General features: G+C 68.3%; 17 protein-coding genes and 1 pseudogene. 10 read left to right on the forward strand and 8 right to left on the reverse strand.

The features are described 5' to 3' along the window. The first annotated feature begins 51 nt into the window (after window positions 1-51). The 5 genes from KW83_RS03750 (at window position 52) to KW83_RS03770 (ending at window position 5,924) form a co-directional block, all read left to right on the forward strand. The gene (locus tag KW83_RS03750) at window positions 52-1,656 is read left to right on the forward strand and encodes a carboxyl transferase domain-containing protein (protein WP_036174528.1); all 1,605 of its coding nucleotides are present in this window, start codon (window positions 52-54) and stop codon (window positions 1,654-1,656) included. A 31-nt stretch (window positions 1,657-1,687) separates the two neighbouring features. Continuing rightward, window positions 1,688-2,677, forward strand: coding sequence for an NAD(P)H-dependent flavin oxidoreductase (locus KW83_RS03755; RefSeq protein ID WP_036174531.1), 990 nt, complete (start codon window positions 1,688-1,690; stop codon window positions 2,675-2,677). Beyond that, entirely contained in the window at window positions 2,659-4,617 is a 1,959-nt protein-coding gene (locus tag KW83_RS03760; protein ID WP_036174534.1) for an acetyl/propionyl/methylcrotonyl-CoA carboxylase subunit alpha, read from the forward strand. Before KW83_RS03755 ends, KW83_RS03760 begins: the two co-directional genes overlap by 19 nt. 2 nt (window positions 4,618-4,619) lie before the next feature. Further along, window positions 4,620-5,285 carry a glutathione S-transferase family protein gene (locus KW83_RS03765; protein WP_036174993.1) on the forward strand — a complete coding sequence of 222 codons (666 nt, stop codon included), beginning with the start codon at window positions 4,620-4,622 and terminating at the stop codon, window positions 5,283-5,285. 204 nt (window positions 5,286-5,489) lie between these two features. Then, on the forward strand, window positions 5,490-5,924 hold the full coding sequence (locus KW83_RS03770; RefSeq protein WP_051928213.1) for a phage minor head protein: 435 nt from the start codon (window positions 5,490-5,492) through the stop codon (window positions 5,922-5,924). Here KW83_RS03770 and KW83_RS18995 read toward each other — a convergent pair. Further along, the gene (locus tag KW83_RS18995) at window positions 5,921-6,274 is read right to left on the reverse strand and encodes a hypothetical protein (protein ID WP_152563459.1); all 354 of its coding nucleotides are present in this window, start codon (window positions 6,272-6,274) and stop codon (window positions 5,921-5,923) included. The two genes, KW83_RS03770 and KW83_RS18995, sit on opposite strands and share 4 nt — an antisense overlap. Before the next feature lie 700 nt (window positions 6,275-6,974). Here KW83_RS18995 and KW83_RS21815 point away from each other — a divergent pair. After that, a pseudogene (locus KW83_RS21815) lies at window positions 6,975-7,169 on the forward strand (IS3 family transposase); the annotation flags it as partial. 29 nt (window positions 7,170-7,198) lie between these two features. On the opposite strand, the gene KW83_RS21340 reads toward KW83_RS21815, so the two are convergent. Together KW83_RS21340 and KW83_RS20880 are read right to left on the reverse strand one after the other, a co-directional pair. After that, complete coding sequence (locus KW83_RS21340; protein ID WP_235191349.1) at window positions 7,199-7,882, reverse strand: hypothetical protein; 684 nt, start codon at window positions 7,880-7,882, stop codon at window positions 7,199-7,201. A gap of 235 nt (window positions 7,883-8,117) precedes the next feature. Continuing rightward, window positions 8,118-8,447: a hypothetical protein gene (locus KW83_RS20880; RefSeq protein WP_036174540.1), complete on the reverse strand. Its 330-nt coding sequence runs from the start codon at window positions 8,445-8,447 to the stop codon at window positions 8,118-8,120. 131 nt (window positions 8,448-8,578) lie between these two features. Between KW83_RS20880 and KW83_RS19590 the strand changes: the two genes are divergently transcribed. The 3 genes from KW83_RS19590 (at window position 8,579) to KW83_RS03795 (ending at window position 9,680) form a co-directional block, all read left to right on the forward strand. After that, window positions 8,579-8,794, forward strand: a complete 216-nt coding sequence (locus KW83_RS19590) for a helix-turn-helix transcriptional regulator (RefSeq protein WP_152563460.1) — start codon at window positions 8,579-8,581, stop codon at window positions 8,792-8,794. Between the two features lie 110 nt (window positions 8,795-8,904). Further along, window positions 8,905-9,255 carry an MbcA/ParS/Xre antitoxin family protein gene (locus KW83_RS03790; RefSeq protein ID WP_036174543.1) on the forward strand — a complete coding sequence of 117 codons (351 nt, stop codon included), beginning with the start codon at window positions 8,905-8,907 and terminating at the stop codon, window positions 9,253-9,255. Continuing rightward, window positions 9,255-9,680 carry an RES family NAD+ phosphorylase gene (locus tag KW83_RS03795; RefSeq protein WP_235191350.1) on the forward strand — a complete coding sequence of 142 codons (426 nt, stop codon included), beginning with the start codon at window positions 9,255-9,257 and terminating at the stop codon, window positions 9,678-9,680. Before KW83_RS03790 ends, KW83_RS03795 begins: the two co-directional genes overlap by 1 nt. Window positions 9,681-9,862: 182 nt before the next feature. Here KW83_RS03795 and KW83_RS03800 read toward each other — a convergent pair whose 3' ends face one another. Both KW83_RS03800 and KW83_RS03805 read right to left on the reverse strand, forming a co-directional pair. After that, window positions 9,863-10,834, reverse strand: a complete 972-nt coding sequence (locus KW83_RS03800; protein WP_036173691.1) for an IS481 family transposase — start codon at window positions 10,832-10,834, stop codon at window positions 9,863-9,865. 697 nt (window positions 10,835-11,531) lie between these two features. Further along, window positions 11,532-13,031 carry a CoA-acylating methylmalonate-semialdehyde dehydrogenase gene (locus KW83_RS03805; RefSeq protein WP_036174546.1) on the reverse strand — a complete coding sequence of 500 codons (1,500 nt, stop codon included), beginning with the start codon at window positions 13,029-13,031 and terminating at the stop codon, window positions 11,532-11,534. A gap of 80 nt (window positions 13,032-13,111) precedes the next feature. Between KW83_RS03805 and KW83_RS03810 the strand changes: the two genes are divergently transcribed. Next, window positions 13,112-14,023 carry a LysR family transcriptional regulator gene (locus KW83_RS03810; RefSeq protein ID WP_051928216.1) on the forward strand — a complete coding sequence of 304 codons (912 nt, stop codon included), beginning with the start codon at window positions 13,112-13,114 and terminating at the stop codon, window positions 14,021-14,023. Window positions 14,024-14,034: 11 nt separating this feature from the next. On the opposite strand, the gene iolB is transcribed toward KW83_RS03810, so the two are convergent. Genes iolB through iolE form a run of 3 tightly spaced genes read right to left on the reverse strand, consistent with a single transcriptional unit; the run spans window position 14,035 to window position 15,951 of the window. Then, window positions 14,035-14,841 carry a 5-deoxy-glucuronate isomerase gene (iolB, locus tag KW83_RS03815; RefSeq protein WP_036174549.1) on the reverse strand — a complete coding sequence of 269 codons (807 nt, stop codon included), beginning with the start codon at window positions 14,839-14,841 and terminating at the stop codon, window positions 14,035-14,037. Next, complete coding sequence (locus tag KW83_RS03820) at window positions 14,838-15,053, reverse strand: hypothetical protein (RefSeq protein WP_036174552.1); 216 nt, start codon at window positions 15,051-15,053, stop codon at window positions 14,838-14,840. Before KW83_RS03820 ends, iolB begins: the two co-directional genes overlap by 4 nt. Next, a complete protein-coding gene (iolE, locus tag KW83_RS03825) occupies window positions 15,040-15,951 on the reverse strand; it encodes a myo-inosose-2 dehydratase (RefSeq protein WP_036174555.1) in 912 nt (303 codons plus the stop codon). The genes KW83_RS03820 and iolE overlap by 14 nt, the downstream gene beginning before the upstream one ends. Window positions 15,952-15,966: the final 15 nt, after the last annotated feature.

The raw sequence follows: 15,966 nt of genomic DNA on the forward strand, positions 1-15,966 counted from the left end.
CTGGCGCCGGGGCGGGGGGCGTCCTAGCCTTCGCGCGGGGAGGGACGGGCCATGAAGCTGCAGTCGCGGATCCTGACGGGATCGGAAGAGTTCAGGGCCAATCGCGCCGCCGGTCTGGAGGCGCTGGAGACGGTGGCGGAGGCCGCGCGGGCCGCCATGGCCGGCGGCGGGGCGCGCGCGCGGGAGCGGCACCTGTCGCGCGGCAAGCTCTTGCCCCGGCAGCGGGTGGCCGACCTGCTGGACCCGGGATCGCCGTTCCTGGAGGTGGGGCTGACGGCGGCGCACGGGATGTACGACGGCGCGGCCCCCGCCGCGGGGGCCATCGCGGGCGTCGGGCGGATCCACGGGCGGCAGGTCATGGTGGTGTGCAACGACGCCACCGTGAAGGGCGGCACCTACTACCCGATGACGGTCAAGAAGCACCTCCGCGCCCAGGAGATCGCCTGGGAGAACCGTCTGCCCTGCCTCTATCTGGTGGATTCGGGCGGCGCCAACCTGCCCAACCAGGACGAGGTGTTTCCCGATCGCGAGCATTTCGGGCGGATCTTCTACAACCAGGCGCGGATGAGCGCGGCGGGCATCGCCCAGATCGCCGTGGTGATGGGGTCCTGCACCGCCGGCGGGGCCTATGTGCCGGCCATGTCGGACGTGACGATCATCGTGCGCGCGCAGGGCACGATCTTTCTGGCCGGCCCGCCGCTGGTGAAGGCCGCCATCGGCGAGGAGGTGACGGCCGAGGATCTGGGCGGCGGCGATGTGCACACGCGGCTGTCGGGGGTGGCGGACTATCTGGCCGATGACGACGCCCACGCGCTGGCGCTGGCGCGGCAGGCGGTGGCCGCGCTGGCGCCGGAACCGGGCGCGGCGCTGGGCTGGGCCAGCCCCGAGGCGCCCGCCTACGACCCGGAGGAGATCCTGGGCGTGGTGCCGCAGAGCCCGACGACGCCCTACGATGTCCGGGAAATCCTGGCGCGTCTGGTGGACGGATCGCGGCTCGACGAGTTCAAGGCGCGGTTCGGAGAGACGCTGGTGACCGGGTTCGCCCATATCCGCGGCTGCCCGGTGGGGATCGTGGCCAACAACGGGGTGCTGTTCTCGGAATCGGCGCAGAAGGGGGCGCATTTCATCGAACTCTGCTCGACCCGGAGGATCCCGCTGGTGTTCCTGCAGAACATCACCGGCTTCATGGTCGGCCGGAAATACGAGGCCGAGGGCATCGCGCGGCACGGGGCAAAGATGGTCACGGCGGTCTCCACCACCGCGGTGCCGAAGATCACCATGGTCATCGGCGGCTCCTACGGCGCCGGGAATTACGGCATGGCAGGAAGGGCTTACGGCCCTCGGTTCATGTGGTCCTGGCCGAATTCGCGGATCGGCGTGATGGGCGGTCCGCAGGCCGCGCAGGTGCTGGCGACGGTCAAGCGCGCGGCGATGGAAAAGCGCGGCGAGACGTTCTCGGACGAAGAGGAGGAGGCGCTGAAGCGGCCCGTGGTCGCGCAGATCGCGCGCCAGTCCCACCCGCTCTATGCCTCCGCGCGGCTCTGGGACGACGGCTGCGTGGACCCGCGCAAGGCGCGCGACGTGCTGGGCCTCAGCCTCATGGCGGCGACCAACGCGGCCATCGGGGAGACGCGCTTTGGCGTGTTCCGCATGTGAGGCGCCCGGTTCCGCGCCGGGACCCGCGCCCGTGCTGACCACCCCGTTCACCCGAACCTTCGGGATCGCGCATCCCCTGGCCCTTGCGCCCATGGCCGGAGCCGCGGGCGGCGCGCTGGCGGGGGCGGTGCGCGACGCGGGCGGGCTGGGGCTGGTGGGCGGCGGCTACGGCGACGCGGGCTGGGTGGCGGCGCAGATGGACCTTGCGGGGCCGGGCGTGGGCGTCGGGTTCATCGCCTGGTCCCTGTCCGACGCGGCGCTGGAGGCGGCGCTGGTTCGCGCGCCGGTGGCGGTGATGCTGAGCTTTGGCGACCCGGCGCCGTTCGCGGCGCGGATCCGCGAGGCGGGCGCGGCGCTGATGGTGCAGGTGCAGGACATGGGCCAGGCGCGCGCGGCGCTGGCGGCGGGCGCGGACCTGCTGGTGGCGCAGGGATCGGAGGCGGGCGGCCACGGGGCCACGCGCGCGACCGTGACGCTGGTCCCGGAGGTCGTGGATCTGGCGGGACCGGTCCCGGTGCTGGCGGCGGGCGGCATCGCGGACGGGCGCGGACTGGCGGCGGCGCTGATGCTGGGGGCGGCGGGCGCGCTGGTCGGCACGCGGTTCTGGGCGGCAGAGGAGGCGCTGGTGGCCGATGGGCTGGTCCGCGCCGCGATCGCCGCGGACGGGGACGCCACGCGCCGCAGCGGCGTGCCCGACGCGGCGCGGGGGCTGGACTGGCCCCAGGGTTTTTCGATCCGCACCCTGCGCAGCGCCTTTCTGGACCGCTGGGCGGGGCGTGAGGCGGAGCTGCGCCGCGATCCCGCGGCCCGGGCGGGCTGGTCCCGCGCCATGGAGGCCGGCGACGCGCGGGCCGCGACCCCCGTCGCCGGAGAGGCCGTGGGCCTGATCCGCGACCGGCCGCGCGCGGCAGAGATCGTGGCGCGCATCGCCGCGGAAGCCGAGCGTGCGCTGGCGCGGGGCGCGGCGATGGTCGAAGCCCCGCTCGACAGGGAGGAGCACAGATGTTCGGACGCATCCTGATCGCCAACCGGGGCGAGATCGCCGCGCGGGTGATCGACACCTGCCGGCGCATGGGCATCGGGACCGTGGCGGTCCATTCCACCGCCGACCGCGCCGCGCGCCACGTGGCGATGGCGGATTTCGCGGTGGAGATCGGCGGCCCGGCGCCCTCCGACAGCTACCTGGCGGCCGACCGCATCGTGGCGGCGGCGCTGGAGACGGGCGCGGAGGCGATCCATCCGGGCTACGGCTTCCTGAGCGAGAACCCCGATTTCGCGGAGGCCGTGGCGGCGGCCGGTCTGGTCTTCGTCGGGCCCTCGGCCCAGGCGATGCGCAAGATGGGCCTCAAGGACGCGGCCAAGGCGGCGATGGAGGCGGCGGGCGTTCCGGTGGTGCCGGGCTATCACGGATCCGACCAGGCCGACGTGCGGCTGGCGCAGGAGGCCGCCGGGATCGGCTGGCCGGTGATGATCAAGGCGGTCGCGGGCGGCGGCGGCAAGGGGATGCGGCTGGTCGGGTCGGAGGCCGGGTTCGCCGAGGCGCTGGCCTCTGCCCGGGCCGAGGCGAAGGGCGCCTTCGGCAACGACACGATGCTGATCGAGAAGGCGATCCAGCGCCCCCGCCATATCGAGGTGCAGGTGTTCGGGGACGGAACCCGCGCGGTCCATCTGTTCGAGCGGGACTGCTCCTTGCAGCGCCGCCACCAGAAGGTGATCGAGGAGGCGCCCGCGCCGGGCATGACGCAGGCCATGCGCGACGCCATGGGCGCGGCGGCGGTGCGCGCGGCAGAGGCCATCGGCTATGCCGGCGCCGGCACGGTGGAGTTCATCGTCGACGGCTCCAGCCTGGGGCCGGAGGGGGGGTTCTACTTCATGGAGATGAACACCCGCCTCCAGGTCGAGCATCCGGTGACCGAGGCGGTGACCGGCGTGGATCTGGTGGAATGGCAGCTGCGCGTGGCCGCCGGAGAGGGCCTGCCCGCGCGCCAGGCGGAGCTGGCGATCGACGGCCATGCGGTGGAGGCGCGGATCTACGCCGAGGACGCCGGCGCGGGGTTCCTGCCCGCCACGGGGCGGATCGACGGGCTGGAGTTCCCCGGCGGGCTGAGGGTCGAGACCGGGGTGCGCGCGGGCGACGAGATCACGCCCCATTACGATCCGATGATCGCCAAGCTGATCGCTTGGGCGCCGACGCGGGCGGCGGCGTTCCAGCGCCTGTCGGACGGGCTGGGGCGGACGCGGATCTCCGGCACCGTGACCAACGTGGATTTCCTCAGGCGGCTGGTGGATCTGGACCGGGTGCGGTCCGGCGACGTCGAGACGGGACTGATCGCCGAGGCGCTGGAGCGGCTGGTGGCGACCGACCCGCCGGCGGTGCATGAGCTGGCCCTGGCGGCGCTGGCCGCGACCGGTCTGGACGGGCCGGGCGATGCGCTGCAGGGCTTCGCGCTGTGGCAGAGTGCTGCCCGGACGGTCGCGCTGGAGGTGAACGGCGGCCGGATCGATCTTGCCGTTTCGGCGGATGGGGCGGACCGGCGCACAATCTTCGTGCAGGGGCAAGAGGTCGCGGCGGAGCGTCTTGCGGACCGCTGGCGGATCGGGCAGCGTCTGTGCCGACCGGCGCGGCGGAGCGGGCCGCGGATCACCGTCGGCGCGCATGTTGTCACGCATCTGGACCCGCTGGTGGCCGCGGCGGCGGCGGCCGGGACCGGCGATGTCGTGCTGGCGCCGATGCCCGGACGGGTGGCGCGCCTGGGCGTGGCCCCGGGCGACGCGGTGACCGAGGGCCAGGTCCTGGCGGTGCTGGAGGCGATGAAGATGGAACACGCCCTGACCGCGCCGCGCGACGGCCGCGTGGCCGAATGCCTGGTCGAAGAGGGCGCGCAGGTCGATGCCGGCGCGGCGCTGATCCGGCTGGCGGAGACGGCGGGCGAGGGATCCGCGGACCGAGACGGGGAATGACGATGATCGTCCTGCACCACTGCCATGAGACCCGCTCGATGCGGACGCTTTGGCTGCTCCATGAGCTGGATCTCGAGTTCTCGCTGCGGGTGCGCCCGTTCGACCGGACCCTGCGCGACCCCGAATACCTGTCGCTGAACCCGTCGGGCCGCGTGCCGGCGCTGGAGCTGAACGGCGAGGTCCTGTGGGAGAGCGGCGCCATCGCCGAGGTGCTGTGCGAGCGCTTCCCCGAGCACGGGCTGGGCCGCCCGCCGGGCGACATCGACCGTCCCGATTACCTGGTCTGGCTGCATTTCGCGGAAACCATCAGCCAGCACGCGGCGGCGCTGACCCAGCAGCACATCGTGCTCTACGAGGACGCGCAGCGCTCTGCGGTGATCATGAAGATCGAGGCCGCGCGGCTGCGCAAGTGCTACGCCGCCATCCAGGGGCGCCTGTCCACGCCGGTCGAGAACCGCGACTACCTGCTGACCAGCGGATTCTCCGCGGCGGATGTCTGCGTCGGTCAGGCGGTCTACATGGCCCGGCATTTCGCCGCACTGGACGAGTTTCCGGAAGTCGCGCGCTGGTACGCCCAGATCACCGAGCGCGAGGCCTTCCAGAAGTCCCTGCCGCCCCCCGGCGCCGAAAGGCTCTACGAACGGGACTTCTACCCGGCCTGGGGCTGACAGGGTCCTTGCGTTCAATCGCACCTGTCGGCGCGTCGAACGGCCCGCCGGTCCACGGGCGGCGACGTCCGCGACGTCTCAAGGCGGGACGGCCGCGACGGGCGCAGGCACTGCCGGGCGGTACCGGGATCCTCCACGACGACGACCTCGCGGCGGGCTCGGGAGCAACTGGCCAACCTTGACGCGGGCTATTTCGACCGGACGTTGCGGGACAAGCGGTTCGACAAGACGGTGCGGAAGGCCATCGAGGAAGGCAAGCCGTTGGACGCTGCGATGGTGGACAAGATCACCGGCCGATACAGCGACCGCATGCTCAAGTATCGCGGAGACGTGATCGCCCGGACCGAGGGCAACAAGGCGATGAACGCGGGTCGCCACGAAGCCACGCAGCAGATGGTTGACGACGGCAAGGTGCCGCCTGACGCGGTGACGAAGATCTGGGACGCCACGCCGGGCAAGTTCACGCGGGACAGCCATTTGGCCCTGAACGGCACGGAAGTCCGCTGGGGTCAGCCGTTCGTGTCCCCGGTCACCGGGGCGATGCTGGACCACCCGCACGATGAGAATGCCCCGCCGTCAGAGACGGTGAACTGCCGGTGCTCCGAGCGGATCAGGATCGACTGGCGGCGCGCTTCCTAGAGACCGTGTTGGGCGCACTTCCCCGCAGCCACGCTGCCGACATAATAGACCGCAGGGCGATCGCCTGACTTGCCCACGAAGTAGGGTTCGAACCCGGTATACCCGCCGAACGAGTTTCGCGAATTGATCTGCCCGCACACGACGGTTCCCGCGAGCGTTTCGCCGTCCTGCTTCACGCTAGAGAAGGCAACCCGCTCGCTGCGCCATTGCGCGCTGCTGGGTTCCTTGAGGTTGTAGGAGATGACCCCCCGCGCCTGCTGAATGGCGGCGGGATCGTTTACGGATTGCGAAGTTTCCACGCTAACGCATGCGGAAACTGCAAGGGCTGGGATCAGCGCAAGGTGCTTCATGCTCACTACATGGTGAGGGCCCCGAATGAAGAAAAGGGATCGTCATGGTCAAAACGTTTTCGGCCGGGCTGGATGATTTCGGGGCAATTTCACCGGCACGGCCCGGTCGGACGACCAGGGCCGACGGTTCGAACATCCGGGACGTTCCGCCGGCGCCGTTGCCAGCGGACATCGATCCCGGCGAGGGCGCGCGCGCAACCGCGTGATCCGGGGCCAGGGTCTTTCCCCCTTCGACGGCAGGCTCATTCACGGCGACACCGGATGGCCAGCCGGCACCCGCCCTTTGGCGTAGACCCGCTTCGGTGGGCACAGTGAACGTTTCCACGGAGGTGCCTGCGATGTCCCGTTTTCGCCCCGCTTGTCCGTCGGACAGTCGATCCCGTCCGATCCGGCCGCACGCGTGAGGGACTGTCGCGCGCGTTCGAGCCGGCCGCCGCATCGGGCGCGGGATGGGTCCGCCGGGCTTATGCCGACGACGGCGCGCGCCGCGATGTCATGACAACGGCCGGGCGCGGGGAGTCGAGCCGCCTGCGCCGTGAGGTGCGCCAACTTCGGCAAGAGCGGGACATACCGGCAAAGGCTGCGGCCTGGTCCGCAGAAGGACGTCCCGAACGGGCGTATGAGCCGATGCGGACGAACCGGGCCGTTCATCCCATCCGCATAATGGCTCGCGTGCCGGGTGTCTCGCCTTCCGGCTTCCATGCGTGGCTCGGCGCCCGCAGTCGGCCCGGCAAAGACGCGACGCCGCCCTTTTCGCCGTATCCGCACCGTTCATGCCGTCCCCCATCGCACCGACGGCGCGCCGCGCATCCATGCCGCACTGCGTGCCAAGGGTCATGCGGGCCGCAAGCGGGGAGCGCCGCTGATGCGCGAGGCCACGATCGCGGGCGTCAGCCGAAGGCGCAGGGCGGTGACCGCCTCCGTTCACGCGCTGGGGCGCCGGACCGCCCAAGATCTTGTCCGTCGCGACTTCCCTGCCGATGGCGTGGACAAGGTGTGGGTGGCCGACATCGCTTTCACCTCCACTGCGGCGCGCGTTCGTCCGCCATGGGCTTCGGACCAACGGCGGCCACATGGCGGACCTCGCCGCCGTGCCGGACGCCTGGTCGCGACGGATCGCCGGCCGGGCGTTCCGTCACGAGGGTCGAGCGCGGCGAACGCAGCTTCGCCCCCGGCGACCGCGTGATGTTCGTGCAGAACGACCGTGGACTCGGCGTGAAGAACGGCACGCTGGGCAGCATCGCGGACATCGACCGCCAAGCGATGACCGTGCGCACCGAGGATGGTCGCGCCGTCCGCTTCGACCTGAAGGACCACGACCGGATCGACCGCGGCTACGCCGCCACGATCCAAAACGCGCAGGGCATGACGGCGGACCGCGCCCATGTGCTGGCCACGCCCGGGCTGGATGCGCACGGCAGCTACGTCGCCCTCACCCGGCGCCGCGACGGGGTGGAGCTGCACGACGGCCGCGACGACTTCGCGACACCTGAGCGGCTGGTTCGCATCCTCGGGCGCGGGCGCGCGAAGGACATGGCACGCGACCATGCCGGGACTGACCCGGCCAAGGGGTTCGCCGCGCGCCGGGGCATCGACTTCGGGTGCCATGCCCCCGAGCCACCCGACCTGCGCCAGCGGCCCGACGATCTCGCCGAGGCGCGCGAGGCCGCGCTGCGCCCGGCCCGTGCCCGCGCGCGATCCGCCATGCCGAGTCCGTCCATGCCGTCTTCGAGGCGCAGGCCCAGGGGGACAAGGCCAACCCGGAGCAGATGCAAACCCTCAACCGCGCCCGCGACGCAATCGACGCCCTGCGCCCCGACGGCTGGCGCGATGCCGAGGCCGCCTATCCGATGCGAGCCTCGCGCGGGACGCCGCCAAGGGACAGCTCGGCCGCGCGATCCGCGCCCTGCAGCTCGACTCCGAGCTTCGCACCAGTCCCCGCGCCCGCGCCGACCGCTTCGTGGAGCGCTGGCAGACACTGGACCGGCGGAGCGGCGCGCAATACCGCGCGGGCGATTACGCGGGCTGTCGCGCCGCCCGCAAGGCCATGACCGACATGGCCCGGAGCCCGCAGCGCGATCCGCAGCTTGAGTCCGTCCTCGCCAACCGCAGGCGCGTCCTCGGCATCTCCAGCAACACCGGGCGACTCGGCCAGGAACTCGCCGTCAGCCACGGGCCGGACCTCGGCCGCAGCCGGGGCCTGGGTCCTTGACGCCTGTCCGATCTGCCGCCCTTCGCACGAGGCGGCCCTACGCCGAACCTTACGCGCTTGCCCTCCCATCCCGGCGCGGCCTGACGGGACCAATGCCCGTCACACCATCCCAGCAGGAGCCAGCACGGCCATGCCCGACCCCGACCGCGCCATCCGCTTGCCGCTCGACACTCTACCGCGAGATCGCCGAGGGCGCCTTTCCGGCCCAGCTCCGCATCTCCGTGCATGGCGCGGGCTGGCGCGAGTCCGAGATCGATCGCTGGGTCGCCGACCCGGTCGGATGGCGGCCGGAAGGGGAGGGACGGTGACATCGTGGGATCACGTCGCCTCTTGGCAGCCGAAAACGGATCAGGCGGCACACTTGTTTGTCGGCTAATTTAACGCCATATACCGTCAGGATGTCTGTTAGAGGCTCGCCATGCAAATCGCGAATTTCACCGAAGCCGGTCAGTTCGAGCCGCGCCGTATCGCCGCGGCCCTGCGCACCTCCGCCGAAGAGGTGGCGATGACGGTCGGACTGGGCAAGGACGCGCTCCAGCGCCGCACGCGGATCGGCTCGGACAGGACCCAGCGTCGCCTGCGGGAACTGGTGGAGATCCTGAACAAGGTCGAACCGCGCTTCGGTTCGGCGCTCATCGCCTATGCCTGGTACCGGTCGGAGCCGTTGCCCGGGTTCGACGGACGCACCGCGATGCAGCTGGTTCAGGACGGCAAGGCGCAACAGGTGCTCGAATACATCGACGCGGTGGACGCGGGCGTCTACGCCTGATGGCGCTGACCGGCGATGCCTATCGGGGCTCGCTCTACCGCGCTCTGAACCCCGTCTATGCGCGCATGCCCTTGTCCGGGCGCGGAGCGGAACTCTACGGCGGACGGTTCAACCTCAAGGGCACGCCAGCGCTCTATTCCGCGCTCGATCCCGTCACGGCGCTGCGCGAGGCGAACCAGGTCGGCAGCCTGCAGCCGACGATCCTCGTGTCGTACAGGGCCGATATCGCGCCCGTATTTGACGCGCGAGAGTCCGAAAAACTTGCGACGTACGGCATGACCCAAGAGGTGCTGGCCGACTCCGGCTGGCGCTCTGCCATGCTGGAGGGTCGGCCCGTGCGGACGCAGGATTTCGCTCGCGATTTGATCGCCGAGGGCTATGCTGGCCTGCTAGTACGAAGCTTCGCGAAGGGGGCGAGACACTGACCTAAACCTAGTCCTATGGAACTGGACTAGTGAACGCTGTTCGCTTGAGGTGATCGACGATGAAGGGCGGTTGGACAGGATGTGACTTCTGCGGTTTGTGATTCAGGACGTCCGCTCGAGGGAAAAGGTCCTATTTGCAGAGATGCTGAGGATGAGCTGCTGCCGGTTCCGTGGACACAGAGTTAGGTGTCAGATCCCGCTTGATTGTATGGCCGCTTTTTGAAGAGCCTTGGCTTTTGGCGATGCCAGTCCTTGAGGGCGTCGATAGGCGTTCTGCCCTTCAGGACGGATTGCGGGAGCTGGCCGTTGTAGAGGCGGACATAGCGCAGGATCGTCTGCTCAAGGTCCTCGCCTGATCGGAAGCGATGACTCTGCAGGACGTCCTCGATCCGCCCGTTGAAGCGCTCCACCATGCCGTTGGTTTGCGGCCGCATCGGTGGTGCGAGGCGATGCTCGATCCCGAGGTCGGCACAGAGGCGGTCGAACTCGTGGTTGCCCGTGGCCGCGCGCTTGCGCAGGCCGAACAGCCGGTCGGTGAACTCCTTGCCGTTGTCGGTGAGAACACGTGTGATCTTCATCGGCGCGGCGCGCTCCAGGTCACGCAGGAAGCGGCGCGCGTTGGCGGCCGTCTTCGCTGGGTAGATGCGGACGAAGACCCATCGGGTCGCACGGTCAATCGCCACGAAGAGGTAGCGTCGCCGCTGCTCGTCCGGCATCTGCGGCAGGTATTTCACGTCGACATGCAGATAGCCGGGCTCATAGGCCCTGAAAGGCTTGTGCGCAGGCTTCGGCGCCTTTGGTGTGAGGTCGCGGAGCTTGCTCACCCCATGTCGCCGCAAACAGCGATCCAGCCCGGAGCGCGAGACGTTCGGGTTCAGGAACTCGCGAACGACGGACAGCAGGTCGTCGAGCGGCAACAGCAGAGCCTTCCGCAACGCTACGGCAACCGCCTCCTGGGCAGGGGTCAGCGTCGTCTGCAGCCTGTGCGCGGTGTGGCTGTGGTCGTGAACGCCATCCCGCTTGCGCCACTTCCAGACCGTCTGTTCGGAGATGCTGTAGCGCTCCGCAACCATCCACGCCGGCTCATCGCTCGCCTGCATCGCAGCTCTGATCCTGGGTGTCGTCGTCGCCTGCTTGTGAAGAGAGATCAGCATGATCGTCCCCCATCCCGAACCTCACGCAGAAACGACCTTGCCATGAAGAGCGCAGACCGGCGAGAGTCTATGTGATCGTCCGGGACTGAACATCTAACGACCTCCCAGGAATGTCCTAGCAATCGGGAGCGCCAAGCCACGGGCGGGTGGTTCCCAAGTGAACAATAAGTTGCCGTCGCGCTTGCAGCAGGTTTGCGTCCGCGGCGCCCCAACGGGCCAGAAGTACGCCAGAACCCGCTACCAGATGATTCCGGTATGCTTCCGGAGTGGCCGACAGGAATAATGTTTGGCCAAACAAAAACCCGCCAACCGATTGGTTTGGCAGGTTTAATTTGGTTGCGGGAGCATGCAACTCACGATTTCTGCGATTGGTCGAGAGCGTGGTCCCGCGGCTTGTGGCGTAGAATTGGCAAGCGAGGCGAAAAAAGGTGCGGGTTAAGCGATTTCAACTTTCTTGCATACAGAGGAGCCCGCCGATACGCCCTGTGCACATGATCCGCACACGCGAACGGCCCGAAGGTCTCTGACGCCTTGGGTTTCGGTCCGACCCTCCAAGAGCGCCATCCGTGCGTTTCTAAGTGAATACAATTGCAAGCTGAACAGAATAGAATTGGGGTCGCGCTTCCCGCGGTTTCCTCAATATGGTATATCCATTCGGCTGGCCGCAAGAATTGCGGCCAGCCCTTCTGCGCCTCGCTCATCCCATCGTTGGCATGACGAATTCGGCGGCGGCCCGCACGCCGGACGGCCAGCGGGTAGTGATGGTCTTCAGACGGGTGTAGAAGCGCACGCCCTCCGGCCCGTGCATGTGGTGGTCACCGAAAAGCGACTGCTTCCAGCCGCCGAAGGAGTGGAAGGCCATCGGCACCGGGATCGGAACGTTGACGCCCACCATTCCGACCTCGATATCGTGCGCGAAGGTCCGCGCCGCATCGCCGTCGCGGGTAAAGACCGCGACACCGTTGGCGTAGTCGTGGGCATGGATCAGGTCGACCGCCTCAGCGTAGTCCTTGCGGCGCACGATCGACAGGACGGGCCCGAAGATCTCTTCCTTCCAGACGGACATGTCGGGCCTGACGCCGTCGATCAGGGTCGGTCCCACGAAGAAGCCGTTCTCGTAGCCTTGCGGCGGGGTGAAGCCGCGGCCGTCGACGACGATCTTCGCGCCTTCCGCTTCGCCCTTGTCGATAAGCCCCAGGATTTTCTCCTGTGCGGCCCGCGTCACGACCGGGCCCATCTCGGACGCGCGGTCCGCGGCCGGGCCGACCTTCAGCGCCTCGATCTTTGGAACCAGTCGTTCGATCAGCGCGTCGGCCACCTGATCGGTCACCGGCACCGCGACCGAGATCGCCATGCAACGTTCGCCGGCCGACCCGTAGGCCGCCCCCATCAGGGCGTTGGCCGCCATGTCGAGGTCCGCGTCGGGCAGGATGACCATGTGGTTCTTTGCACCGCCGAGCGCCTGCACGCGCTTGCCGTTCCTCGTGCCCGTCTCGTAGATGTACTTCGCGATCGGGGTGGAGCCGACGAAGCTGATCGCCTTGACTTCGGGATGGGTCAGGAGCGTGTCGACCGCCTCCTTGTCGCCTTGCACAACGTTGAACACGCCGTCCGGCAGGCCCGCTTCGGTCAGCCATTCGGCGATCAGGAGCGACGCCGACGGGTCACGTTCCGACGGCTTGAGGATGAAGGTGTTGCCGCAGGCGAGCGCGACCGGGAACATCCACATCGGCACCATGGCCGGGAAGTTGAAGGGCGTGATGCCGGCGACGACGCCCAGAGGCTGACGCAGCGAGTGGCTGTCGACCGCGGTTCCGACATTCTCGGTGATCTCGCCCTTGAGGAGATGCGGTGCGCCGACGGCGAACTCCACCACCTCGAGACCGCGGGTGACCTCGCCGAGCGCGTCGTCATGAGTCTTGCCGTGCTCGGCCGAGATCGCTTCGGCAAGTTGGTCGCCGCGCTCCCACAGGATCATCTTGAACCGATCTAGGATGCGCGCCCGGCGCAAGGGCGGGGTCTTGGACCACTTGGCCCAGGCCGCGTGCGCCGAAGTGATGGCCGTCTCGACTTCTTCCCGCGAGGCGAGCGCGACGGTCTTTTCCGCTTCGCCGGTGGCAGGGTCGGTCACGGGCTGGCTGCGGCCCGATGTCCCGGCCACGCGGGCGCCGTCGATGTAATGGGCGATCTCGGTCATGGTATCCTCCTTCGGTTGCAGTTGCCCTCTATATCGCTCATTCGTTTCGGCATATAAATCGCCACAAAAGGCAATCCGTTATGCAGAATCGAGTAAACAGCCGTAAGCCCCTGGATTGGGACGATGCGCGCCACTTCCTGGCCGTGGCACGCGAGGGGCAGATGCTGGGCGCGGCGCGGCGTCTCGGAATCAGTCAGGCAAAGCTCAGCCGCCGCATCGCCGCTCTCGAGGCGGCCATGGGCGCGCGCCTTCTGGACCGCACGACGCGCGGCTCGACCATGACCGAGACGGGGCGCGCGCTGTTCGCCGCGGCCGAACGGATGGAAGCCGAAATGCTCGGTGTGCTCGACTCTGCCAGCGGGCTGAACGATGTGGCGGGTACCGTGCGGATCGGGGCGCCGGACGGCTTCGGCGGCGCGTTCCTCGCTCCTCGGCTCGCCGACTTGCGCGAGGAGTTTCCGGCGCTTCGCATCCAGCTTGTGCCGGTGCCGCGCAGCTTCTCGCTGTCCGAACGCGAGGCTGACATCGCGATCATGGTGGGACGTCCCGACAAAGGGCGCCTGCGCGTCCGGCGGCTGACCGACTATACGCTCGGGCTTTACGCATCGAAGGGGTACGTCGCGAGGCGGGGGCGGCCGGACAGCGTTGCGGACCTGCGGGCGCATGATCTTGTCGGCTACGTGGACGACCTAATCTACACGCCCGAGCTGAACTATGCCTCGGACATCCTTTCGGATTGGCGGTCGAACATCGAGGTGGCGACCGCGATCGGACAGGTCGAGGCGGTTTGCGCGGGCGCCGGGATCGGCGTGCTGCACGATTTCATGGTTGCCGGATTGGATCTCGAACCGCTGCTTCCGGATGTCCGGGTGGAACGCAGCTACTGGACGGTCTGGCACGAGAACCTGAAGACGGACCGCCGGGTTCAAGCGGTGGTCAATTTCCTCGACCAGACCGCGCGGGCCGAACGCGCTCTGTTCGTTCGCGCTTAATGGAGCGCCGTTTACGCGTCGCGCTCCATGATCCACTCGACTTCGGGCGCGGGCACGAAGCGCCACTTTCGCAAGGGGCCGGCCATCACGTTGAGGTAGTACATCTCGAACCCGTAGGGCGCGCCGCAGGGATGGTGTCCGCGGGGCACGAGCACGACATCGCCATCCGCAACCGCCATGGTCTCGTCGAGCCCGCCATCGTCGGTGTAGACACGCTGGATGCCGAACCCCGAGGCTGGGTTGAGCCGGTGGTAATAGGTCTCTTCGAGGTAGGTGATGCGAGGGAAGTCGTCCTCGTCGTGCCGGTGGCTGGGATAGGACGACCAGTGGCCTGCGGGCGTGAAGACCTCGGTCACCAGCAGGCTGTCGCAATAATCCTCTGCCTCCATCGCGATGTTGTTTATGTGGCGGGTATTGGTGCCCTTGCCGCGTTCGGTGAGGATGATGCCGTCCGGGCCGATGCGGCGTGCTTCGTGACCGCCCTTCCCCGGCGCCGAGCAGACCGCGATCACGCAGTCGGTCTCGGCCAAGGCCTGCCAGTCGGTGCCGTTCGGCAGGTAGAGGCAATGGGGCGGCGTCTTTTCGAACACGTTCATCCGCTCGCCCAAGACGCCCCAGTCTTGGCCGGCGCCGGTGATGGCGGCCTTGCCCTCGACCATCACCAGGATGACCTCGCGATCGCCCGTGGCCTCGGCGGCCGTCTCGCCCGCACGCAGACGGTAGAGAGAAAAGCCGACATAGCGCCAGCCGGCCGATTGCGGCGTGATCTCGTGGACCTTGCCATGCGTTCCGAAGGGTTTTCTCTGCAGGTCGGTCATCGATCGTCCTCGCGGTCGCGTCCCCGCGCCCGGGCCTTGGGGGACAGGAAGAATTCATAGAGGCACCAGAGCCCGAGCGCGCCGAAGAGGATCGCCCAGAACACCGCGCCGGTGATCAACTCGAACAGCGCCCAGCCCAGGCAGAGCGCGACGATCAGCCCTCGCCGCCAGGCGGGGGCAAAGAAGGGATGGTCTGGATCAAACAGTTTCATGTGCAGTATCGAGACCGACCTCGACCGCCATCCGCTTCAGCGAACGCAGCCCGAGAGCCTGGTAGTGTTTGGGGTCGCGCACCGCGCTGTCCTGTTCCGCCTCGATCACGAGCCAGCCGTCGTAGCCGTGTTCGCCAGCGATCTTCAGAACCGGGCCGAAATCAACCGCGCCCTCGTCGTCACCGGGCACGGTGAAAGCGCCACGCCGCACACCTTCGAGGAAGGACAGGCCCTGTTCGCGAACCTCCTGCGCGATATCTGGACGGACGTTCTTGCAGTGGATGTGGCTCACGCGGTCCATGTATTTCCGCGCAATCTCGGCCGGATCGGCACCTCCAAACCACGCGTGACCAGTATCGAGCAGCAGGCGCGTCTCGGGGCCCGCCATCTTCATGAAGCGGTCGATGTCCTCTGCGCTTTCGATGATCGTGCCCATATGATGGTGATAGCCCATCTTGATGCCAAGCTCATGAGCATAAGCCGACAGCGCCTCGTAGCCCTTCGAGAAGCGGTCCCATTCGGCGTCAGTCATGATTGGGCGGTCGTTAACCGGGGTTCCGTCGCTGCCATGTACCGTGTTCGAGCACTCGCAAGCATTGATGTGGTCGCCGCCAGCCGCCTTGGTAAATGCGATCCACTCTTTCAGGCGGGCCTTCTCGGTCTCGATGTCGTTTGTCAGGATGTTGGTCGAAAACCAGCCAGCGGCGAATCGCAGGCCATAGGCTCCGAGCGCGTGCTTCAGCTCCGTGCCGTCGTCGGGCATCTTGTGCCCCTTCTCGATGCCGTCGAAACCGATCTCGCGGCAATCGCTCAGGCAGTCGTCGAGGCTCAGGTGATCGCCGATCGACCAGTCGTCGTCATTGGACCAGGCGATGGGGTTTGTGCCGTAAAGGATCATGGTAAGTCTCCCGAA

Origin of the sequence: Palleronia rufa (assembly GCF_000743715.1) — a bacterium.
In the GTDB taxonomy this organism is placed as follows: Bacteria; Pseudomonadota; Alphaproteobacteria; order Rhodobacterales; family Rhodobacteraceae; genus Palleronia; species Palleronia rufa.

Bases quoted from the DNA above. Each gene is read 5' to 3' on its own strand.
- KW83_RS03750 (WP_036174528.1), top strand. From the start codon at position 52: ATGAAGCTGCAGTCGCGGATCCTGACGGGATCGGAAGAGTTCAGGGCC.
- KW83_RS03760 (WP_036174534.1), top strand. From the start codon at position 2,659: ATGTTCGGACGCATCCTGATCGCCAACCGGGGCGAGATCGCCGCGCGG.
- KW83_RS03765 (WP_036174993.1), top strand. From the start codon at position 4,620: ATGATCGTCCTGCACCACTGCCATGAGACCCGCTCGATGCGGACGCTT.
- KW83_RS18995 (WP_152563459.1), bottom strand. From the start codon at position 6,274: ATGAAGCACCTTGCGCTGATCCCAGCCCTTGCAGTTTCCGCATGCGTT.
- KW83_RS21340 (WP_235191349.1), bottom strand. From the start codon at position 7,882: ATGGCACCCGAAGTCGATGCCCCGGCGCGCGGCGAACCCCTTGGCCGG.
- KW83_RS19590 (WP_152563460.1), top strand. From the start codon at position 8,579: ATGCCCGTCACACCATCCCAGCAGGAGCCAGCACGGCCATGCCCGACC.
- KW83_RS03790 (WP_036174543.1), top strand. From the start codon at position 8,905: ATGCAAATCGCGAATTTCACCGAAGCCGGTCAGTTCGAGCCGCGCCGT.
- KW83_RS03795 (WP_235191350.1), top strand. From the start codon at position 9,255: ATGGCGCTGACCGGCGATGCCTATCGGGGCTCGCTCTACCGCGCTCTG.
- KW83_RS03800 (WP_036173691.1), bottom strand. From the start codon at position 10,834: ATGCTGATCTCTCTTCACAAGCAGGCGACGACGACACCCAGGATCAGA.
- KW83_RS03805 (WP_036174546.1), bottom strand. From the start codon at position 13,031: ATGACCGAGATCGCCCATTACATCGACGGCGCCCGCGTGGCCGGGACA.
- KW83_RS03810 (WP_051928216.1), top strand. From the start codon at position 13,112: ATGCAGAATCGAGTAAACAGCCGTAAGCCCCTGGATTGGGACGATGCG.
- iolB (WP_036174549.1), bottom strand. From the start codon at position 14,841: ATGACCGACCTGCAGAGAAAACCCTTCGGAACGCATGGCAAGGTCCAC.
- KW83_RS03820 (WP_036174552.1), bottom strand. From the start codon at position 15,053: ATGAAACTGTTTGATCCAGACCATCCCTTCTTTGCCCCCGCCTGGCGG.
- iolE (WP_036174555.1), bottom strand. From the start codon at position 15,951: ATGATCCTTTACGGCACAAACCCCATCGCCTGGTCCAATGACGACGAC.